The sequence below is a fragment of the Caballeronia sp. NCF2 genome (genome assembly GCF_023631205.1).
GTDB lineage: Bacteria > Pseudomonadota > Gammaproteobacteria > Burkholderiales > Burkholderiaceae > Caballeronia > Caballeronia zhejiangensis.
Genome location: NZ_JALQDN010000043.1, coordinates 21,700 through 40,612, shown reverse-complemented (window position 1 = coordinate 40,612; position 18,913 = coordinate 21,700). Strand labels below are relative to the sequence as shown.

Annotated in this window: 20 protein-coding genes; 2 read left to right on the top strand and 18 right to left on the bottom strand. The window is 64.3% G+C overall.

Going from position 1 to position 18,913, the window contains the following annotated elements; genetic code table 11:
- Positions 1 to 32: 32 nt before the first annotated feature.
- The 11 genes from denD to NCS02_RS14495 form a co-directional block, all read right to left on the bottom strand.
- The gene (denD, locus tag NCS02_RS14545; RefSeq protein WP_250502702.1) at positions 33 to 998 is read right to left on the bottom strand and encodes a D-erythronate dehydrogenase; all 966 of its coding nucleotides are present in this window, start codon (positions 996 to 998) and stop codon (positions 33 to 35) included.
- Positions 999 to 1,014: 16 nt separating this feature from the next.
- Positions 1,015 to 1,803, bottom strand: a complete 789-nt coding sequence (otnI, locus tag NCS02_RS14540) for a 2-oxo-tetronate isomerase (protein WP_008354092.1) — start codon at positions 1,801 to 1,803, stop codon at positions 1,015 to 1,017.
- Positions 1,804 to 2,137: 334 nt separating this feature from the next.
- Positions 2,138 to 2,779: a 3-oxo-tetronate 4-phosphate decarboxylase gene (gene otnC, locus NCS02_RS14535; RefSeq protein ID WP_175982946.1), complete on the bottom strand. Its 642-nt coding sequence runs from the start codon at positions 2,777 to 2,779 to the stop codon at positions 2,138 to 2,140.
- The gene (gene otnK, locus NCS02_RS14530) at positions 2,779 to 4,056 is read right to left on the bottom strand and encodes a 3-oxo-tetronate kinase (protein ID WP_250502701.1); all 1,278 of its coding nucleotides are present in this window, start codon (positions 4,054 to 4,056) and stop codon (positions 2,779 to 2,781) included. The genes otnC and otnK overlap by 1 nt, the downstream gene beginning before the upstream one ends.
- Positions 4,053 to 4,949, bottom strand: coding sequence for an L-threonate dehydrogenase (ltnD, locus tag NCS02_RS14525; RefSeq protein ID WP_008354095.1), 897 nt, complete (start codon positions 4,947 to 4,949; stop codon positions 4,053 to 4,055). Before ltnD ends, otnK begins: the two co-directional genes overlap by 4 nt.
- Before the next feature lie 10 nt (positions 4,950 to 4,959).
- Complete coding sequence (locus NCS02_RS14520; RefSeq protein WP_250502700.1) at positions 4,960 to 5,664, bottom strand: FadR/GntR family transcriptional regulator; 705 nt, start codon at positions 5,662 to 5,664, stop codon at positions 4,960 to 4,962.
- A gap of 87 nt (positions 5,665 to 5,751) precedes the next feature.
- On the bottom strand, positions 5,752 to 6,090 hold the full coding sequence (locus tag NCS02_RS14515; RefSeq protein ID WP_008354098.1) for a thioredoxin family protein: 339 nt from the start codon (positions 6,088 to 6,090) through the stop codon (positions 5,752 to 5,754).
- 55 nt (positions 6,091 to 6,145) lie between these two features.
- Positions 6,146 to 6,673 (bottom strand): chromate transporter, encoded by a 528-nt coding sequence (locus tag NCS02_RS14510; RefSeq protein WP_250523216.1) that lies wholly within the window; start codon positions 6,671 to 6,673, stop codon positions 6,146 to 6,148.
- Positions 6,670 to 7,221 carry a chromate transporter gene (locus NCS02_RS14505; protein WP_250502714.1) on the bottom strand — a complete coding sequence of 184 codons (552 nt, stop codon included), beginning with the start codon at positions 7,219 to 7,221 and terminating at the stop codon, positions 6,670 to 6,672. Before NCS02_RS14505 ends, NCS02_RS14510 begins: the two co-directional genes overlap by 4 nt.
- A gap of 5 nt (positions 7,222 to 7,226) precedes the next feature.
- On the bottom strand, positions 7,227 to 8,153 hold the full coding sequence (gene panE / locus NCS02_RS14500) for a 2-dehydropantoate 2-reductase (RefSeq protein ID WP_008354101.1): 927 nt from the start codon (positions 8,151 to 8,153) through the stop codon (positions 7,227 to 7,229).
- Between the two features lie 29 nt (positions 8,154 to 8,182).
- The gene (locus tag NCS02_RS14495; RefSeq protein WP_033536684.1) at positions 8,183 to 8,524 is read right to left on the bottom strand and encodes a hypothetical protein; all 342 of its coding nucleotides are present in this window, start codon (positions 8,522 to 8,524) and stop codon (positions 8,183 to 8,185) included.
- Between the two features lie 286 nt (positions 8,525 to 8,810).
- On the opposite strand from NCS02_RS14495, the gene gnd reads away from it, so the two are divergent.
- On the top strand, positions 8,811 to 10,217 hold the full coding sequence (gene gnd / locus NCS02_RS14490; protein ID WP_008354103.1) for an NADP-dependent phosphogluconate dehydrogenase: 1,407 nt from the start codon (positions 8,811 to 8,813) through the stop codon (positions 10,215 to 10,217).
- Positions 10,218 to 10,362: 145 nt separating this feature from the next.
- Here gnd and NCS02_RS14485 read toward each other — a convergent pair whose 3' ends face one another.
- From NCS02_RS14485 to NCS02_RS14460, 6 genes are read right to left on the bottom strand one after another with little or no spacing between them, the layout of a single operon-like run.
- Complete coding sequence (locus NCS02_RS14485) at positions 10,363 to 11,487, bottom strand: Gfo/Idh/MocA family protein (RefSeq protein WP_175982941.1); 1,125 nt, start codon at positions 11,485 to 11,487, stop codon at positions 10,363 to 10,365.
- The gene (locus tag NCS02_RS14480) at positions 11,484 to 12,551 is read right to left on the bottom strand and encodes a sugar phosphate isomerase/epimerase family protein (RefSeq protein WP_250502699.1); all 1,068 of its coding nucleotides are present in this window, start codon (positions 12,549 to 12,551) and stop codon (positions 11,484 to 11,486) included. Before NCS02_RS14480 ends, NCS02_RS14485 begins: the two co-directional genes overlap by 4 nt.
- A gap of 45 nt (positions 12,552 to 12,596) precedes the next feature.
- Positions 12,597 to 13,562 (bottom strand): substrate-binding domain-containing protein, encoded by a 966-nt coding sequence (locus NCS02_RS14475; RefSeq protein ID WP_175982940.1) that lies wholly within the window; start codon positions 13,560 to 13,562, stop codon positions 12,597 to 12,599.
- Positions 13,563 to 13,587: 25 nt separating this feature from the next.
- On the bottom strand, positions 13,588 to 14,604 hold the full coding sequence (locus NCS02_RS14470) for an ABC transporter permease (protein ID WP_250502698.1): 1,017 nt from the start codon (positions 14,602 to 14,604) through the stop codon (positions 13,588 to 13,590).
- On the bottom strand, positions 14,585 to 16,072 hold the full coding sequence (locus tag NCS02_RS14465) for a sugar ABC transporter ATP-binding protein (RefSeq protein WP_250519865.1): 1,488 nt from the start codon (positions 16,070 to 16,072) through the stop codon (positions 14,585 to 14,587). The genes NCS02_RS14470 and NCS02_RS14465 overlap by 20 nt, the downstream gene beginning before the upstream one ends.
- A gap of 2 nt (positions 16,073 to 16,074) precedes the next feature.
- Positions 16,075 to 17,094, bottom strand: coding sequence for a LacI family DNA-binding transcriptional regulator (locus tag NCS02_RS14460; protein WP_250502696.1), 1,020 nt, complete (start codon positions 17,092 to 17,094; stop codon positions 16,075 to 16,077).
- 193 nt (positions 17,095 to 17,287) lie between these two features.
- On the opposite strand from NCS02_RS14460, the gene NCS02_RS14455 reads away from it, so the two are divergent.
- Positions 17,288 to 17,704 (top strand): YciI family protein, encoded by a 417-nt coding sequence (locus tag NCS02_RS14455; RefSeq protein WP_250459161.1) that lies wholly within the window; start codon positions 17,288 to 17,290, stop codon positions 17,702 to 17,704.
- A gap of 9 nt (positions 17,705 to 17,713) precedes the next feature.
- On the opposite strand, the gene NCS02_RS14450 is transcribed toward NCS02_RS14455, so the two are convergent.
- On the bottom strand, positions 17,714 to 18,907 hold the full coding sequence (locus NCS02_RS14450; RefSeq protein WP_250502695.1) for a thiolase family protein: 1,194 nt from the start codon (positions 18,905 to 18,907) through the stop codon (positions 17,714 to 17,716).
- Positions 18,908 to 18,913: the final 6 nt, after the last annotated feature.

Sequence of the window (18,913 nt, the reverse complement as noted above, 5' to 3'; positions counted from 1 at the left end):
GCATCGCGCGCGCGATGCCCGGAGAGTGGGATTCAGGCGAGGTCGTCGGCGATATAGGCGCGGATCACGTCGGCGAAATTTTTATCGCCCGACAGGCCGAGTTGCTCCGCGCGCGCCGTATTCCACGCGCCCGGCCAGCTGCACACGATCTTCTCGATGCGTTCGTCGCGCTGCCAGTCGATGCGCTGCACGACTTCGTCGCCCGCCACTGCGCGCAGCGCCGCGACCATCTCGTTCACGCTGACCGACAGCCCCGGCAGATTGATGACTGGCCGCAAGCCGAGCTTTTCGCGCTCGATTTCGCAGCCGGCGATCAGCGCCTCGACCGCGCTTTTCGGCGACAGCAGCCACAGACGCGTTTCGCCATCGACGGGACACGTCGAACGCTCGCCGTTCAGCGGCTCGCGGATGATGCCGCTCGCGAACGACGACGCCGCCGCGTTGGGCTTGCCGGGGCGCACGCTGATCGTCGGCAGGCGCAGCACGCGGCCATCGACGAAACCGCGCCGCGCGTAATCGGAGAGCAGCAGCTCGGCGATCGCCTTTTGCGTTCCGTACGACGATTGCGGATTCAGCGCGGTGTCGTCCTGCACGACGTCGGGCAGCGCGCCGCCGTACACCGCGACCGAACTCGTGAACACGACGCGCGGCTTGTGGCCCGCCGCGCGGCACACTTCGAGCAGCGCGCGCGACGCGTCGAGGTTGATCTTCATGCCGAGATCGAAATCCGCTTCGGCCTGGCCGCTCACGATCGCAGCGAGATGGAAGATGGCTTCCGTCCCCGTGTCGACGTGGCGTTGCAGCACCGCCGGGTCGGAGATGTCGCCGGTTTCGGCGCGCACGCGTTTGTCGTTCAGCAGGCTGTCGTCTTGCGGACGCGCTACGTCGAGCAGCACCAGTTCCGTGATCGGCTTGCCATTGAGCTCGTTGCGCGCGAGCAGCCGCTTTGCGAGTCGCTGACCGATGAAGCCCGCGCCGCCCGTGATGAGTATCTTCATGTGGTCGCTTCCGTTTTTACAGATAAGGTTTGAGCCAGCCGAGACCTTCCGACGTGCCGGCCTTCGGTTTGTATTCGCAGCCGATGAAGCCCTCGTAGCCAAGCGAATCGATCAGTTCGAAGAGATACGGATAGTTCAATTCGCCGATGCCCGGTTCGTGGCGCTCCGGCACGCCCGCAATCTGGATATGGCCGATGCCCGCATTCGGGCGCTTCATGTCGCGCTTAAGCTTCATCGCGATGTCGCCTTCCACGATCTGGCAGTGATAGATGTCGAATTGCACTTTTAAATTCGGCGCATTGATCTCATCGCAGATTTGCTGTGCTTCGTCTTGGCGGTTCAGGAAGAAACCGGGTATGTCGCGGGTGTTGATCGGCTCGATCACGATCGTTATGCCCGCTTTCTGCGCTTCTTTTGCCGCGTATTCGAGGTTCTTCAGATACACCGCGCGATGTTGCTCTCTGTTCTGATCTTTTGCGATCAGGCCGGCCATGACGTGCAGTTTCTCGTTGCCCAGCACGGCGGTGTATTCGAGTCCCTTTGCGACGCTCTGCTTGAACTCTTCCTCGCGGCCCGGTAACGAGGCGATGCCGCGTTCGCCCTTCGCCCAGTCGCCCGGCGGGGCGTTGAACAACGCCTGCGTCAAGCCATTGTCCGTTAAGCGCTGCTTGATTTCGTTCGCTTCAAAGTCGTAAGGGAACAGGAATTCCACCGCCTTGAAACCATCCTTCGCCGCTGCGGCGAAGCGGTCCAGGAAAGCGTGCTCGGGGTACATCATCGTCAGGTTTGCTGCGAATCTTGGCATTTGCTTGTGCTCCGTCTGTTCCGGTTTCGAATGCGCTTGCTTCCATGGAATCCTGTGTTCGAGTCGGTCTATTCGCGTTGCCCCTGTGCGGGGCGGCACTTACTTTCTTTGCTGCTGCAAAGAAAGTAAGCAAAGAAAGCAGCTTTTCAGGCCCGCGGTCACACGCAATTTGGGTAGTACTCTCGTCCACCGTGGCACTCGCCTAAAGAGTGCCCTCATAGGCCCCATCGGGCCTGGCTCGCGCACGGTCCGACCAGCTAGTCCGTTTCGCGCGCTGGTTCAGCACGAAACGGCTCCAGCCCGCTTCGCGGCCGATCGGTCAGTCGGCTCTGTGTTACCAGCGCGCGCCGAACGTCTTCTTCAATTCCTCTATCGCTTCTTCCGCCAACGGCTCCGGACGCGGCATCGTCGATAGATACAGCCGCGCCGTCTCCTCCAACTCCTCCAACGCATAGCTCGCGTGCGACACAGACTTCTCCCACACCACCGGCCCCAACCGCTCCAGCAACACCGCCCTCACGCGCGACGCCAACGCCGCCACTTCCTCCGCCACCGACTCGTCGCCCGGTCGGCGGTACGCTATCAGCGGAACATGGCCCACCTTCATCACGTAATACGGCGTGATCGGCGGCAATACATCGTCGTTCTTCCACACGCCCGCCAACGTCAGCGCCACCAGATGCGTCGAATGCGTATGCACCACGCCGCGCGCGTTCGCATCGTTTTCGTAGATCCGGCGATGCAGCGCCAACGTCTTCGACGGACGTCCGCCCGATACGTGATTGCCTCGCGCATCCACCTTCGCAATATCGTTCGGATCGAGGCGGCCCAGGCACGCATCCGTCGGCGTGATCAGCCAGCCATCGTCGAGCCGCGCGCTGATGTTGCCCGCGCTGCCCACCGTATATCGGCGCTCGTACAGGCTTCTGCCCGTCACGCAGATCTCTTCGCGAATAGCGTTCTCGTTCGATGCCATCACAGTGCCTTCAACGCCTTTTCAAAGAAATCGGTCGTGCCGAAATTGCCGGACTTGAGCGCCAGGCCCAGCGCCCCGCTTCCATCCGCGCCGATCGATTGCGTCGCCGGCACGCCCGGATCGATCTGCGGCCCGATGCGCAACGAACGCACGTCCAGCGCCTGCACCACCGCGCCCGACGTTTCGCCGCCCGCCACGACGAATTTGGCGCAGCCGTCATCGCGCAACGTCCGCGCTATCGACGCAAGCGCGTCTTCCACCAGATGCCCCGCCTTCTCGACGCCCAGTTCCTTCTGCACCGCCTTCACTTCTTCCGGCGATGACGTCGCGTAAATCAGCACCGGCTCGTCATGCTGGCGCGCGAATTCGACCGCGCTCTGCACGACCGGCTCGCCGCGCGACAACGCCATCGGATCGACGCGAAACGCCGGCTTCGATTCGCGCCAGTGCGCAACCTGCGCGTTCGTCGCCTTCGATGCACTCCCCGCCAGCACCACCGCTTTGCCCTCGATCGTCGGCAAATCGGCGGCGTGCTCCGCGTGCGCCAGCAGATTCGCCGCGCGGAAATTCTGCGGCAATCCAAGCGCGATGCCCGAGCCGCCCGTAATCAGCTTCAGATCGCGGCATGCGTCGCCGAGCACGTACAAGTCCGCGTCCGAAACGGCATCCGCGATCGCGAGGCGCACGCCGTCCTTCTTCAATTCATCGATGCGCGCGCGGATCGCGTCCGCCCCCTTCGCAATCGTGTCGTAACGAATGAGCCCGACCTTCGATTTCGTCTGACGCTGCAAGACGCGCACGAGGTTCGGGTCGGTCATCGGCGTGAGCGGATGATTCTCCATGCCCGATTCGTTCAGCAACACATCGCCGACGAACAGGTTGCCGCGAAAAATCGTGCGCCCATTCTCGGGAAACGCCGGGCACGCAATCGTGAAATTGTCCTTCAGCGCGTCGAGCAGCGCGTCCGCGACCGGGCCGATGTTGCCCTTGTCGGTCGAATCGAACGTCGAGCAATACTTGAAGAAGAACTGGCGGCAGCCCTGCGCACGCAGCCATTCGAGCGCATCGAGAGACTGGCGCATGGCGTCGTCGGCGGGAATCGTGCGCGACTTCAGCGCGACGACGATCGCGTCCGCCTCGATCCGCGCGCTCGCTTCCGGCACGCCGATGGTCTGCACCGTGCGCATGCCGCCGCGCACGAGCATGTTGGCGAGATCGGTCGCGCCGGTGAAATCGTCGGCGATACAGCCGAGCAGTGCCTGCGCCGCTTGCGTCATTGCTTCGCTCCCTTCGGAATGTCGATGCCCGGAAAAATCTTGATGACCGCGGAATCGTCCTCGCCGCCGTGTCCGGCCGTGGACGCCATCATGAACATCTGATGCGCCGCCGCCGACAGCGGCAACGGAAATTTCGACGTGCGCGCCGTGTCGAGCACGAGGCCCAAGTCCTTCACGAAAATATCGACGGCGGAAAGCGGTGTGTAATCGCCCGAAAGAATGTGCGGCACGCGATTCTCGAACATCCACGAATTGCCCGCGCTGTGGGTGATGACGTCGTAAAGCGCATCCGGATCGACGCCTTCGCGCAGGCCGAGCGCCATCGCTTCGGCCGCCGCCGCGATATGCACGCCCGCCAGCAACTGATTGATGATCTTCACCTTCGAGCCCGCGCCGTGGGCGTCGCCGAGCCGATAGACCTTGCCCGCGATCGCGTCGAGTACGTCCTCGCAGGCGGCGTAGGCGTCGGCGGGGCCGGAGGTCATCATCGTCATTTCGCCGGAGCTGGCTTTCGCCGCGCCGCCGGACAAGGGCGCGTCGAGCATGTGCACGCCCTTCTCGCCGATGCGCTTGCCGAGATCGGCGGCGAATTGCGGCGATACCGTCGCGCACGCGAGCACGACGCCGCCGGGTTTCATCGCTTCGACCGCGCCGGTTTCGCCGAACAGCACGGCTTCGGTCTGCGCCGCATTGACGACGACCGTCAGCACGACCGCGCACTTGCCGCCCAACTCGGCCGGCGACGCGCACGCGATGCCGCCTTCGGCCGCGAACGCATCGAGCACCGGCTGGCGCACGTCGCACGCATGCACGGCGAAGCCCGCCCGCAGCAACGAGCGCGCGACGCCCATGCCCATTGCGCCCAAACCGATCACTCCGACGTTTCGTGTCATCGCAGATTCCTTAACAGATGCCCGCTTCCGCCAGTCGGCGCGCGGCGTTGATGAGATGCGTCTGCGCGGCGTGGCGCGCGGCGTCGGGCTCGCGCGCGCGGATCGCCTCGACGATCGCCGCGTGCTCCTCGCGCACCTGACGCATGAAGTCCTCGCGCAGCGCCTCGTTGCCGCGCGTAACGAGCGTGCCCGCTTCCAGGTACTGGTTCAGAAAGGTGAGGGTTTTCAGGAAGTACGGATTGCCGGTCGCGTTGGCGATTTCCCGATGGAACGCGACGTCCTCGGCGACGCCGTCGCGGCCATCGCGCACGGCTTCATCGATGGATGCGAGCGCGTCATCGATGGCGGCGAGTTGTTCGTCGGTACGCCGCTGCGCGGCTTCGGATGCCACTTCGGCCTCGATCGCCCGGCGCAGCGCGAGAATCTGCACGACCGCGCCGGGCTCGACCGCCTGCGCATAATCGATGCGCAACGGCCGAATCCCCGCGCGCTCGACGATGAATACGCCGCTGCCCTGACGCGGCTCGACCATGCCTTCGTTCTTCAGCCGCGAGATGGCTTCGCGAATGACCGTGCGGCTCACGCCGAATTCCTGCGCGAGCACCGCTTCGGTCGGCAGCTTGCCGGTCGCGGCGAAACTGCCCTTCTCGATCAGCTTATGCAATTGTTGCGCGACGGTGTCGCTCAACGCGCGCGGCGGAATTTTCTCGAACATGCGACTCGATGCGCCTCGTCAGGTCATCGGGTCATCATACAAATTTTTACGATGGAAGTGGACCGAGGAATAACCCTCGGTCGTGGCTTACTGCGCGAGCGGCTCGTCGATGAGCGCGAGCGCGTCACGAATTTCGGAGACGTCGCCGGGGCGCACGAGGCGCGCGACTTCCTTGCCGCCGAGCATGAAGACGAGCGTCGGCCAGAGCTTTACGCGAAACGAACGTCCGAGCGGGCGGCCGCTGCCATCCTCGATCTTGATGTGCTGCACCGCGCGATGATCCTGAAATGCCTGCGCGATCAACGGTTGCGCGGCACGGCAGAAACCGCACCAGTCGGTGCCGAACTCGACGACCGTCGGGCCGGTGAGCGCGTCGATTTCCGTGCGATCCGGTGCGGTCTTCGCGTATTCGATGTTCATGCTCATGGCGTGCTTCCTTGTCTTTTGTTGTCGATGAAGCCAGCAGAAAACTTGCCCGATCTTACTGGCCGAAACCCGTCAGCCCGATGAGCGCGCCGCCCGCGAGCAGCCACAGCGGATGCAGCTTCGTCCGGTACGAGACGAGCGCGACGAGCGCCGTGATGGCCGCGAGCGTCCAGGTTCCATCGGATGCCTCGGCGATCAGCAGCGCGCTCGCCGCGACGAGCCCGGCCGTGATCGGCACGAGCCCGAGCTGGATGAAGCGCCGCCACGGGCGATCCTTGAAGCGCTCCCACGCGTGCATCGCGGCGATCGTCACGAGCGACGACGGCCCGAACTTCGCGATCGACGTCACCAGCACGCCGGGCCGGCCGGCGACATGCCAGCCGATCAGCGTGACGACCATCATGTTCGGGCCGGGCGCGGCCTGCGCGAGCGCGAAGAGCGCGGAGAAATCGGCCTTCGACATCCATTCGTGAACCTGCACGACCTGACGCTGCATTTCCGGCAGGATCGAATTGCCGCCGCCGAACGCGAGCAGCGAGAGCTGACTGAAGATCGCCGCGAGCGAAAGCAGATCGTTTTTCATCGGCGGACTTTCCACGCGATCAGCACCGAAATCGGCGTGAAGACGAGCATCGTCGGCAGGAGCGGCGTGCGCAGGATCGCTATCGACGCGAACATCAGAAGCGCGACCATCGCCGCTTCCGGCTTCCGGCGCAGCGGCCACATGATCTTCGCCGCCATCGCGATGAGCAGGCCCGCCGCAGCCGCCGCGAGTCCCGCGAACAGATGCGCGATGCGCGGGTCCTGATGCGTGCGCTGATAGATCACGCCGAGCCCGATCACGATGAGCGACGGTCCGACAAGCAGCCCCAGCAAGCCCGCGAGCGCGCCCGGCACGCCGCGAAAGCGCATGCCGATTGCCACCGACAGATTGATCACGTTGCCGCCCGGCAGGAACTGACAGAGGCCGAGGAGATCGGTGAACGCGTCGGCGTCGAGCCATTTGCGGCGCTCGACGATCTCGCGCCGCGCGAGCGGCAGCGCGCCGCCGAACGCCGTCAGCCCGAGCGTCAGAAAGCCGATGAAGATTTCGGCGACCGTCGGCCGTGGCGCGTGGCCGTCGCGGGACATGACGCTCACGCGCGTGCCCGGCGCGCTTCGTAGGCTTTCAGATGCGCGTACGCGACCGCCAGCGCCGACAGCCCGGCGATTTGCGTGCGCCGCCGCGACAGCAGATCGCCGACGATGTGATCCGCCTCGATCGGCGCGCCGTTCTCGAGATCGCGCAGCATCGATGCGGTCATCGGCGAGCCGCGCTCCGAGAAAAACGCCCGCGCGCGCGTGACGACCGCCTCGCCCGGTGCGTGCGCGTTGTCGCCGGCGATGCCGCAGCATTCGTCGAAGAGCTGGAACAGCAGCGCCTCGCCGCCCGGCGCCGCGAGAATATCGCCGATGGGCGCGCGCATCAGGCAGGTGCCGGTCGCGAGCGTGGCGAGGAACACCCACTTGTCCCACATCGACTGAAGGATGTCTTCGCTCACGTTTAAATCGAAGCCCGCGCCGTCGAGTTGCGCGGCGATTGCGTCGATGCGCGCCGAGCGGCCGCCCGTGCGCTCGCCGATAGTCATCGAATGCATGTTGTTCAGATGCACGATCTCGCCTTCGGCGTCGAGCGTCGCGGCGATCACGCATTGGCCGCCGAGCACGTTCGCGGGATCGAAGCGCGCGTCGAGCGCGTCGAGATGGCCCATGCCGTTCAGGAGCGGCAGGATCGCGGTATCGGGACCGACGGCGGGCGCGAAGGAATCGATCGCGCCTTGCAGGTCGTAGGCCTTGCAGCTCAGGAGCACGAGATCGTAAGGGCCGTCGATGTCTTTCGCGAGCACCATCGGCGGACAGGCGAACGCGAGATCGCCTTCCGGGCTCTTCACTTTCAGGCCGCACTGACGCAGCCGCTCGGCGCGGCGCTCGCGCACGAGAAAGGTCACGTCGCGGCCCGCTTCGAGCAGCCGTGCACCGAAATATCCGCCGATGGCCCCCGCGCCCACTACCAGAATCCGCATGTCTCGCTCCTCTTCGCTGTATGAATCGTTCACGCCTGCCAGACGCCATAGCCCGCTTCGCGCAAGCCGATCGCCAGTTCCACTTCCATGTCGCGCGCGCCGTCGTAGGGCATCGGGTTGTACATCTCATACAGTTGCGGCAGGAGCCGCAGCCCGTATTCGCGGACATAGCGATTCGACTGGATGCCGGCCTTGTGCTTGTCGAAGCGCACGTCGGGATCGATGCCCGTCATGCCCACGTAGACGAACGGCATGCCGATCACGTAATCCGGATTCGCGCGACGGAAACGCGCTTCGTTCCAGACCGTTCCGGACAGTTCGACGACGTAGACGGAGTAATGATGGCTGCGCGCGCGCCGGGCGGGCGGCATGTTTCGGATGGCCTTCGCGGCGTGCTCGTTGCGGGCGTCCATTCTATGACGGCGATGCTTTTGGCGCTCGATCGGACGGCGCGGCCCCTGCCGGATGCGTCTCAAAGTGGTAAATTCGGGCGGTCTGCGCTCGCGCAAAACGATCGGACATCGGCGCGGCCCATCGCGCCGCCGGTCGGAACCGGAGACGATCTCTCTCGCGCGGGCGCCGCCCCATCGACACGTTTTCATCCCGAAGCCGCGCGCCACGAGCCGCGCGACGCTTCGGTCATTCGGAGATCAAGCAATGAGCAAGCAAGCTATCGGCGTGGTAGGCCTCGCCGTCATGGGCCGCAACCTGGCCTTGAACATCGAGAGCCGCGGCCACGCCGTTTCGGTATTCAACCGCAGCCGCGCCAAAACCGACGAACTGATTGCCGAACATCCCGACAAGAAGCTCGTGCCGACCTACACGCTCGAAGAGTTCGTCGAGTCGCTCGAAAAGCCGCGCCGCATTCTGATGATGGTGAAGGCCGGCGCCGGCACCGACGAGACCATCGCTTCGCTGCGTCCGCTGCTGGAAAAGGGCGACATTCTCATCGACGGCGGCAACACGCATTTCACCGACACGATCCGCCGCAATCAGGATCTCGCGAAGTCGGGGCTGCATTTCATCGGCACGGGCGTGTCGGGCGGCGAGGAAGGCGCGCTCAAAGGCCCGTCGATCATGCCGGGCGGACAGAAGGAAGCGTACGAACTCGTCGCGCCGATCCTCACGGAAATCGCCGCGAAGGCGCCGGACGGCGAGCCGTGCGTCGCGTACATGGGCCCGGACGGCGCGGGCCATTTCGTGAAGATGGTGCACAACGGCATCGAATACGGCGACATGCAGTTGATCGCCGAGAGCTATGACGTGCTCAAGCGCGTCGCGGGTCTGTCGAACGAAGAGCTGGGCAAGGTGTATGTGGAGTGGAATCAGGGCGAACTGGACAGTTACCTGATCGAAATCACGTCGAAGATTTTCTCGAAGAAGGACGAGGAAACCGGCAAGGATCTCGTCGATGTGATTCTCGACCGCGCCGCGCAAAAGGGCACGGGCAAGTGGACGAGCCAGAACGCGCTGGACCTCGGCGCGCCGCTGCCTTTGATTACGGAAGCGGTGTTTGCGCGCGTGCTGTCGTCGCTGAAGACGCAGCGTGTGGCGGCGAGCAAGGTGCTGGCAGGCCCGACGCCGAAGTTCGACGGCGATCGCGCGGCGTTCGTCGAGTCGGTGCGGCGTGCGCTGTATCTGTCGAAGATCGTCTCGTATGCGCAAGGTTTTGCGCAGTTGCGCGCGGCGTCGGAAGAGTACAAGTGGGATCTGCATTACGGCGAGATCGCGAAGATTTTCCGGGCGGGCTGCATCATCCGCGCGCGCTTTTTGCAGAAGATCACCGATGCTTATGCTGCGAAGCCCGACCTCGCGAATCTGTTGCTCGATCCGTATTTCAGCGATATCGCGGCGAAGTATCAGGAAGCGCTGCGCGATGTCGTCGTGGCGGCCGTGAAGGCGGGGATTCCGGTGCCGGCGTTCTCGTCGGCGATTGCTTACTTCGATGCGTATAGGTCGGAGAGGTTGCCCGCGAACCTGGTGCAGGCGCAGCGCGATTTCTTCGGCGCGCATACGTTCGAACGCACGGATAAGGAAGGGAGTTTTCACGCGAATTGGGCGTGAGGATCTGACTGAACAGATCGAGAGCATGAGACGCGGCTTCCTTTGGAAGCCGCGTTTTTTCTTGCAGCCAAGCTGCGAAATCTTCGATTCGCAATCGAGCGTTTGGCGCGCATTTCGGCTGAAGGCGAAGAAAGTGGGTATTCGACTAATTCTTCAGCCCCACCCACTCCCCATTCCGCCCCCCACTCCTCAACACCGCCTCCACGAACCGCAACCCCGCGACCCCATCCTCGACGGTCGTCAGCCAGTCATCCCCCTGCGTCGTCCCGCTCGCGATACACGCCGCCGCATCCGTATAAACCTGCGCGAACGCTTCCAGATACCCTTCCGGATGTCCCGCCGGCACGCGCGTCGCGTGCAGCGCTTCAGGACTTTGCACGCGCCCGCGCGTGATGCGCTCCGACGCGCCGCCTATCGGCGTGAACCACAATTCGTTCGGCTTCTGTTGATCGAACGCAATGCCCGCCTTCGTCCCATACACGCGCAATCGCAACGCGTTCTCCTCGCCGGCCGCGACCTGACTCGCCCACAACATGCCACGCGCGCCGTTCTCGTAGCGCAACATCGCCTGAACATGATCGTCCACACGACGATTCGGCACGAACGTCGTCACATCGGCGGCAAGCTCGGATGGCCGCATCCCCGTCACGTATTCCGCAAGCTGATACGCGTGCGTGCCGATATCGCCGAGACATCCCGCCGGTCCAGCGAGCGCGGGATCGGTGCGCCATACGGCCTGCCGGTTCGCCTGCGTCTCGACAGGAAGAGACAGCCAGTCCTGCGCATACTCGATCTGCACCACGCGAATGTCGCCGAGCAAGCCGCGCTGTACCATTCCGCGCGCATGCCGCACGAGCGGATAACCCGTGTAGGTATAAGTCACCGCGAACACGCGATCCTTCTCGCGCGCAAGCTTCGCCAGCGCCTCGCCTTCATCGAGCGAAACGGCGAGCGGCTTGTCGCAAATCACGTGAATGCCCGCTTCGAGAAAAGCGGTCGCGATCGGCGCATGCAGATGATTCGGCGTGACGATCGCGACCGCCTCGATGCCGTCCGAGCGTCCAGCCTCGATGCGCGCCATCTCGCGAAAATCGTCGTAGCTGCGCGCGAGCCCGATCGCCGCGGCGCTCGATGCCGCGCGCCGCGCATCCGACGACAACGCGCCCGCGACGAGTTCATAGCGATCGTCGAGCCGCGCCGCAATGCGATGCACCGCGCCGATGAACGCGCCCTCGCCGCCGCCGACCATCCCCAACCGCACGCGATTCATCGCTTGTCTCCGGAATCGATGCCGAGCACGCCGCGCATCTGCTCGCGGCTCGCGCCGCTGCCCGCGAAGTCATCGAAGGCGCGCTCGGCCACGCGGATGATGTGATCGCGGATGAACACCGCGCCTTCGCGCGCGCCGTCTTCCGGATGCTTCAGCGCGCATTCCCATTCGAGCACGGCCCAGCCGCCGAAATCGTATTGCGCCATCTTCGAGAAGATCGCCTTGAAGTCGATCTGGCCATCGCCCAGCGAACGGAAGCGGCCGGCGCGATCGACCCATCCGGAATAGCCGCCGTACACGCCCTGTTTCCCGCTCGGCCGGAACTCGGCGTCCTTTACGTGAAACGCCTTGATGCGCGCGTGATAGATGTCGATGAACGCAAGGTAGTCGAGCTGCTGCAACATGAAGTGGCTCGGATCGAACAGGATGTTCACGCGCGGATGATCGTCCACCGCCGCGAGAAAACGCTCGAACGTCACGCCGTCATGCAGGTCTTCGCCAGGATGAAGCTCGTAACACACGTCGATGCCCGCGCGATCGAACTCGTCGAGAATCGGACGCCAGCGGTTCGCAAGCTCTTCGAACGCGGCTTCGACGAGACCCGCCGGACGCTGCGGCCACGGATACACATACGGCCACGCGAGCGCGCCCGAAAACGTCACGTGCGCGTTCAAGCCGAGACGCTTCGACGCCGCCGCCGCGAGCTTCATTTGCGCGATCGCCCATTCGGTCCGCGCGGCCGGATCGCCCCGCACATGCGGCGCGGCGAAGCCATCGAACAGCGTGTCGTATGCGGGATGCACGGCGACCAGTTGTCCTTGCAGATGCGTCGACAACTCGGTGATCGCGACGCCCGCATCGTCGACGGTGCGGCGAATCTCATCGCAATACGCATCGCTCGATGCGGCCTTCTCCAGATCGATCAGACGCGGATCGGCAGGCACCTGTATGCCCTTGTAACCGAGCGACGCCGCCCACGACGCGAGATTCGCGAGCGTATCGAACGGCGCCTGATCGCCCATGAACTGTGCGAGAAATATCGCCGGGCCTTTGATGGTTTTCATCTTTCGCCTCCACAAAAAGAAGGCCGGATGAACGGCCTTCGCGCATCAGAACGGCGAGTTCGGGAAATAGAACTGCTTGGCGTTGTCCTTCGTGATGAGCACCGACGGGATGATCGTCGTCGGCGGCAGCTTGTCGCCCTTCAGGCGCGCGTCGGCGGTCAGCTTGATCGCGTCGTAGATGAACTTCGGCGAATACGAGACATCGGCCGGCACGCGCGCATCGCCGTCCATGATGCGCTTCACCGCTTCCTTCGATCCCGCGCCGCCGAACACGATCTTGATGTCCGTGCGCTTCGCCTGATCGATCGCCTTCAGCACGCCGACCATCATGTCGTCATCCGCGGCCCACACCGCGTCGATATGCTTGAAGCGCGTGAGATAGTCCTGCATTACCTTGAACGCATCGTCGCGATTCCAGTTGGCGTATTTCGCATCGAGAATCTTGATGTCGGGATATTGCTTCAGCACGCCTTCGAAGGCGTTCCAGCGCTCGTTGTCGAGTGTCGTCGGAATGCCGCGTAGCGCGACGATATCGCCCTTGCCGTTCAACTGCTTCGCGAGAAACTCGGCGGGAATCTTGCCGAAAGCGGTGTTGTCGCCGGCGACGTACGCGTCCTGCGCGCTCGTGTCGGTCAGGCCGCGATCGACCACCGTCACATACACGCCTTTCTTCTTGACCTGCGCGACCGGTTGCGTGAGCGACGCCGATTCCTGCGGGAAGATCACGAGCGCATTGATCTTGTTGACCGTGACCAAATCCTGCAACTGGTTCGCCTGCTCGGGCGCGGTGCTCGCCGTCTTCACGATCACCTTCAGGTCGGGATGCGCCTTTTCCAGTTCCTTCTTCGCTTCGTTGGCCCACCACACGATGCCGCCCGTGAAGCCGTGATCGGCGGTCGGAATGGCGACGCCCAGCACGACCTTGTCGGCGGCGAATGCGGACGACGATGCAGCGGCGAACGCGCTCGCCGTCAACGTGAGCGCGCCGAGCGCGCGAAGCATTTTCTTCATGACGATGTCTCCTGTTTTAAGACTATCAACGACGACCGCGCTGCAGGAATGCTACGAGGATGATGACGGCGCCCTGCACCGCCGCATTCAGATACACGCTGATGATGCTCGTGAGATTCAAAATGTTGTTGATGACCGAAAGCAGAATCGCGCCGATGACCGTGCCGATCACGCGCCCTTCGCCGCCCTTCAGCGCCGTGCCGCCGACCACGACGGACGCGATCGCTTCGAGTTCCCACAGGAGGCCCGTCGTCGGCGTGGCGGAGCCTAAGCGCGGCACATACAGAATCGTCGCGACGGCCACGCATGAACCGAGCAGCACATACGTGACGATCTTCACACGATCCACGCGAATCGCCGCATAACGCGCGACCTGTTCGTTCGATCCGATCGCCTGCACATGACGCCCGTACACCGTGCGATTGAGCACGAGCGCACCGCCCGCCGCCACGATCGCGAACACCCAGATCGGCACCGGAACATGCAGCAGACTCGCGTAATAAACCGGCCCGTAAAGATCGACGAGCGAGTTGTCGAGCGTGAGCGCGCCGCCATCCGCGAGCCATGTGAGCAGCGCGCGAAATATGCCGAGCGTGCCGAGCGTGACGATGAACGGCTCGATGCGCCCTTTCGTCACGAGCACGCCATGCGCGAAGCCGAACAGCGCGCCGAGCACGAGCGCGAGCACGATGCCGAGCGCGATGATCAGAAGCGGCGGCACCGCGTGGCCGTGAAAGCCCTGCATCAGCGCGTTCATCATGTAGATCATGCTGCCCGCGATGAGCGCGGCCATCGAACCGACCGACAGATCGATGCCGCCCGAGATGATGACGAAGGTCATCCCCACCGCGATGATGCCAATGAACGACGTGCGCGTGAGCACGTTCATCGCGTTGTCGACGGTGGCGAAATCGCCGTTGAGCAAGGTGCCGCCGATACACAGCGCGATCAGCCCGATGAGCGGCCCGACGCCGAACATGAAGCGCGCGACGGTGGAGAGACGGCTCTCGCTTTCGGTGTCTTCAGTGTGTGCCGGTCGCATGCGCGATCAACCTCTCTTCGGTCAAAAGATCCATGCCGAGTGTCGCGACGAGTTCGCCCGCGCGCATCACCGCGACGCGATGACACAAGCCGATCAGCTCGATCAGTTCGGACGAGATCACGATCACCGCGCGGCCTTCCGCGGCCAGCCGATGAATCAGGAAATAGATATCGCGTTTCGCGCCGACATCGACGCCGCGCGTGGGTTCGTCGAGCACGATCACGCGCGGATCGGGATTCAGGAACTTCGCGAGCGCGAGCTTCTGCTGATTGCCGCCCGACAGCATGCGCGCGCGTATCGACGCGTTGCCGGTGCGTATGCCGAAGTCCTTCACCGCCGCGTTCAGGGCTTCGCGTTCCGCGCGCGTATCGATGAGCGGATGCGCGTAGCGCTCCAGCGTCATCATCGTGAGATTGTCTTTCAGCGCCATGTCGACGTGGAGGCCGCGCCCCTTTCTGTCTTCGCTCAGATAAGTGAGGCCTTGCTGCATCGCTTCGCGCGGGCCTTTGAGCTTGACCGTTTTTCCGTCGATGACGACGCGCCCCGCAGAGAGCGGACGCAGGCCGACGAGCGCTTCGAACAGCTCCGTGCGCCCCGCGCCGACGAGTCCCGCGAAGCCGAACACTTCGCCCTTGCGCACCGAAAAGCCGATGCCGTCGGCCCAGCCCGGCACCGATGCGCCTTCGACTTCGAACGCGACCGGCGCGTCGTCGGACAACGGCGGCTTGTCGGGGAACATGTCGGAGACTTCGCGGCCGACCATCAGATTGGCCATCTGCTGACGCGTCAGCTCGTCGGTCGGCGCGCGCGCGACGAAGCGGCCATCGCGCATCACGATCACTTCGTCGGTCACGCGTTCCACTTCGTCGAGCTTGTGCGAGATATAGACGATGGTCGTGCCCGCTTCCTTCAGACGCGCCATCAGGCCGAAGAGACGCTGCGTCTCCGATGGCGTCAACGTCGCGGTCGGTTCGTCCATGATGAGCAGGCGCGCGCTGCGCAACATCGCCTTCGCGATCTCGACGAGCTGCTTCTCCGCGACGATCAGATCGCGCACCTTCGTATCGGGATTCTTGTGCAGGCCGACGTCGTTCAACGCGGCGCGGGCATCGTCGCGCATCGCGGCTTCATCGAGGAAGAAGCCTTTCTTCAGCTCGTGCCCGAGGAACATGTTCTGCGTGATGCTCAAATGATCCGCGAGATTCAATTCCTGATGGATCAGCACGATGCCGGCATGTTCGGCATCGCGCGAACTCGCGAAGTCGCGCGCGCGTTCATCGACGAAAAGCTCGCCCGCGTTCGCACGCTCGTAGCCCGCGAGAATCTTCATCAGCGTGGACTTGCCCGCGCCGTTCTCGCCGAGCAATCCGTAGATGCGGCCCGGCGCGAGATCGAAGCTGACGCCGTGCAGCACGCGCACCGGCCCGAACTGCTTTTCGATGCCCTGAAAGCGCACGGCGAGGCTCATCGTCACGCGCTCCTTCTTTGAATCAGCCGATGCGGCAGCAGCACGCCCGGCACATCCGCGCGCGGGTCGCGCAGGCGCTTGAGCAGCAGGTCGGCTGCGGTTTCGCCGAGCAGTTGCATCGGCTGCGAAACGGTCGTGAGCGGCGGATCGACATGCGCGGCAACGGCGATATCGTCGAAGCCGACGACAGCGACATCGTCGGGCACTGAAAAGCCCGCGCCGCGAAAGCCGTTCATCACGCCGATGGCGAGCGTGTCCGACACGGCGAAGGCGGCCGTCGGACGCGCATCGCCCAACGATGCGAGTTGCGCGGCCGCGCGCTCGCCCGCGTCGTAATCGAGGCTGTCGAGTTCGATCAGCCACTCCGCGCGCGGCTCGATGCCGGCTTCGATCAACGCATCGCGATAGCCCGCGAGCCGCTGTCGTCCATACAGATAACCCTGACCCGAGTTGATGAGCGCAATGCGCCGATGCCCCTTCGCCGTCAGATAACGCACGACATCGCCCGCGGCGAGATGATTGTCGATGCCGACGTACGGCACGCCCGCCGCCGGATCGAACTCGCAGCACGCGACCCACGGCAGCGTCGACGCTTCTTCGGCGAGCGCTTTTTGCACGGCGGCGGGATCGAGACAGATGGCGCCATCGGCGCGGCGGCCGCGCAGCAGATCGAAATAGCTTCGCTCGCGCAACGGGTCCGCGCCGGTATCGCACAGCAGCATGAAGTAGCCGTTCTGACGCGCGACGCTGTCGATGCCGCGCACGATCGCCGCATAGAACGGATTGCCGAAGTCCGGGACCATCGTGAGGAGCAGGCGGCTTTCGGCCGTGCGCAGATTGCGCGCCAGCTCGTTGATGCGATAGCCGCTCGTCGCGACCGCTTCGAGCACTTTTTCGCGCGTCGTCTCGCGAACGTTCGTGTGTCCGTTGAGCACGCGCGATACGGTCGCGACCGACACGCCCGCGCGTTCAGCGACGTCGGCAATCGATACTTCTTCGCGTGGTCGAACCGTATCTGACATCGCTTTGCCGCGCGTCGCGATCGAGATGTAATGGATTACATTATTTGATCTTACGGGTCGCGAAGGCAACAGCAATCGACTAGGGAAAAACGCTTAAGGGCGGGCATGTCGATCTCGTGTCATGTTGCTCGTCGTTAGGTGTGAGCGTACCGAAGACGCTCGATAAATACACCAACTTCAAGGAGCGATCCACATGCGATTCATGATGCTGATGATTCCGCGCGGCTACGAAAGCGCCGAACCGGGCACGATGCCGAGCGCCGAAGCCGTCGCCGCGATGATGAAATACAACGAGGAATTGCAGAAGGCCGGCGTGCTGCTCGCGCTCGACGGACTGCATCCGCCGTCGATGGGCGCGCGCGTCACGTTCGAAGGCGGCAAGCCGCGCGTCACCGACGGACCGTTCGCCGAAGCGAAGGAAGTGCTCGGCGGCTACTGGATGGTCCAGGTGAAGTCGCGCGAGGAAGCGATCGAATGGGCGAAGCGTTGCCCCGGATCGGACACGGAGATGATCGAAGTGCGGCAGGTCATGGAGATGGACGATTTCCCGCCGGACGTGCAGCAAGCCGCGGCGGGTTTCGATGACATGCAGAAGAACGCGAAGCGCTGACGCGAACGCCTACGCGATCGCTTCCAGCGCGAGCGCGATGCCCTGCCCGCCGCCGATGCACAGCGTCACGATCGCGCGCTTCACGCCGTCGCGGCGCATCGCGTGGGCGAGGCGCGTCGTCAGCACGGCGCCCGTCGCGCCGATCGGATGACCGTGCGCGATCGCGCCGCCTTCGACGTTGACGATGTCGTCGGGCACGCCGAGCGTTCGCGCCACCGCGATCGGCACCGCCGCGAACGCTTCGTTGATCTCGAAGCGCTCGACATCGCCGAGCGTCCATCCCGCGCGCTGCAACGCCTGCTGCACGGCGGGCACCGGACCGAGCCCGAACATCCCCGGCTCGACGGCCGCGACGCCGAACGCCGCCAGGCGCACGAACGGTTCGATGCCGCGCGCGTCCGCTTCGTTGCGGCTCGTCACGATCATCGCCGATGCGCCGCTGTTCAGCCCCGGCGCATTGCCGGCCGTAATCGTGCCGTTGGGACGGAATGCCGGACGCAATTTCGCCAGCGCCGCGAAATTCGTGTCGGGACGCGGCTGCTCATCGCGCGCAAACGCAACGGTTTCCTTGCCCGCCTTCACATCGACGCCGACGATTTCCGCATCGAACGCGCCGTCCTTCTGCGCCGCCGCAAACCACTGCTGCGAGCGCTCGGCCCAGCGATCCTGCGCCTCGCGCGTGATGTCGAACTTCGACACGAGATCTTCCGTGTGCCAGCCCGAATGCTCGCCCGAGAACGCATCGACGAGACCGTCGCGCAGCAGGCTGTCGTAGATCTGCGCGTTGCCCATGCGATAACCGCGACGACCGCCATCGAGCAGATACGGCGCGCGGTCCATGTTCTCCATGCCGCCCGCGATGGCAAGACGCGAGACGCCCGCCGCGATTTCCGTCGCCGCCGTCGCCACGGCCTGCGCGCCGGAGCCGCACACGCGATTGACCGTCAGCGCGGGCACGGAAACCGGCACGCCGCCGCCGACCGACGCCTGTCGCGCCGGATTCATGCGGTTGCCCGCCTGAATGACGTTGCCGAACACGACCGAATCCACCGATGACGGATCGAGCGCCGAACCCGCGCGCCGCAACGTTTCCGCGATGACGGCCGCGCCCAGATCGACGGCGGGCGTGTCCTTCAGCGAGCCGCCGAACCCGCCGATCGCCGTACGCACCGGATGACACAACACGATGTCCTGCGCAAACATGGCGAG

Bases quoted from the DNA above. Each gene is read 5' to 3' on its own strand.
- NCS02_RS14480 (WP_250502699.1), bottom strand. From the start codon at position 12,551: ATGAAAACCATCAAAGGCCCGGCGATATTTCTCGCACAGTTCATGGGC.
- otnC (WP_175982946.1), bottom strand. From the start codon at position 2,779: ATGGCATCGAACGAGAACGCTATTCGCGAAGAGATCTGCGTGACGGGC.
- otnI (WP_008354092.1), bottom strand. From the start codon at position 1,803: ATGCCAAGATTCGCAGCAAACCTGACGATGATGTACCCCGAGCACGCT.
- NCS02_RS14450 (WP_250502695.1), bottom strand. From the start codon at position 18,907: ATGTTTGCGCAGGACATCGTGTTGTGTCATCCGGTGCGTACGGCGATC.
- NCS02_RS14465 (WP_250519865.1), bottom strand. From the start codon at position 16,072: ATGAGCCTCGCCGTGCGCTTTCAGGGCATCGAAAAGCAGTTCGGGCCG.
- NCS02_RS14470 (WP_250502698.1), bottom strand. From the start codon at position 14,604: ATGCGACCGGCACACACTGAAGACACCGAAAGCGAGAGCCGTCTCTCC.
- NCS02_RS14495 (WP_033536684.1), bottom strand. From the start codon at position 8,524: ATGCCGCCCGCCCGGCGCGCGCGCAGCCATCATTACTCCGTCTACGTC.
- gnd (WP_008354103.1), top strand. From the start codon at position 8,811: ATGAGCAAGCAAGCTATCGGCGTGGTAGGCCTCGCCGTCATGGGCCGC.
- otnK (WP_250502701.1), bottom strand. From the start codon at position 4,056: ATGACGCAAGCGGCGCAGGCACTGCTCGGCTGTATCGCCGACGATTTC.
- NCS02_RS14485 (WP_175982941.1), bottom strand. From the start codon at position 11,487: ATGAATCGCGTGCGGTTGGGGATGGTCGGCGGCGGCGAGGGCGCGTTC.
- NCS02_RS14515 (WP_008354098.1), bottom strand. From the start codon at position 6,090: ATGAGCATGAACATCGAATACGCGAAGACCGCACCGGATCGCACGGAA.
- denD (WP_250502702.1), bottom strand. From the start codon at position 998: ATGAAGATACTCATCACGGGCGGCGCGGGCTTCATCGGTCAGCGACTC.
- NCS02_RS14475 (WP_175982940.1), bottom strand. From the start codon at position 13,562: ATGAAGAAAATGCTTCGCGCGCTCGGCGCGCTCACGTTGACGGCGAGC.
- NCS02_RS14505 (WP_250502714.1), bottom strand. From the start codon at position 7,221: ATGTCCCGCGACGGCCACGCGCCACGGCCGACGGTCGCCGAAATCTTC.
- NCS02_RS14520 (WP_250502700.1), bottom strand. From the start codon at position 5,664: ATGTTCGAGAAAATTCCGCCGCGCGCGTTGAGCGACACCGTCGCGCAA.
- NCS02_RS14460 (WP_250502696.1), bottom strand. From the start codon at position 17,094: ATGTCAGATACGGTTCGACCACGCGAAGAAGTATCGATTGCCGACGTC.
- panE (WP_008354101.1), bottom strand. From the start codon at position 8,153: ATGCGGATTCTGGTAGTGGGCGCGGGGGCCATCGGCGGATATTTCGGT.
- NCS02_RS14510 (WP_250523216.1), bottom strand. From the start codon at position 6,673: ATGAAAAACGATCTGCTTTCGCTCGCGGCGATCTTCAGTCAGCTCTCG.
- NCS02_RS14455 (WP_250459161.1), top strand. From the start codon at position 17,288: ATGCGATTCATGATGCTGATGATTCCGCGCGGCTACGAAAGCGCCGAA.
- ltnD (WP_008354095.1), bottom strand. From the start codon at position 4,949: ATGACACGAAACGTCGGAGTGATCGGTTTGGGCGCAATGGGCATGGGC.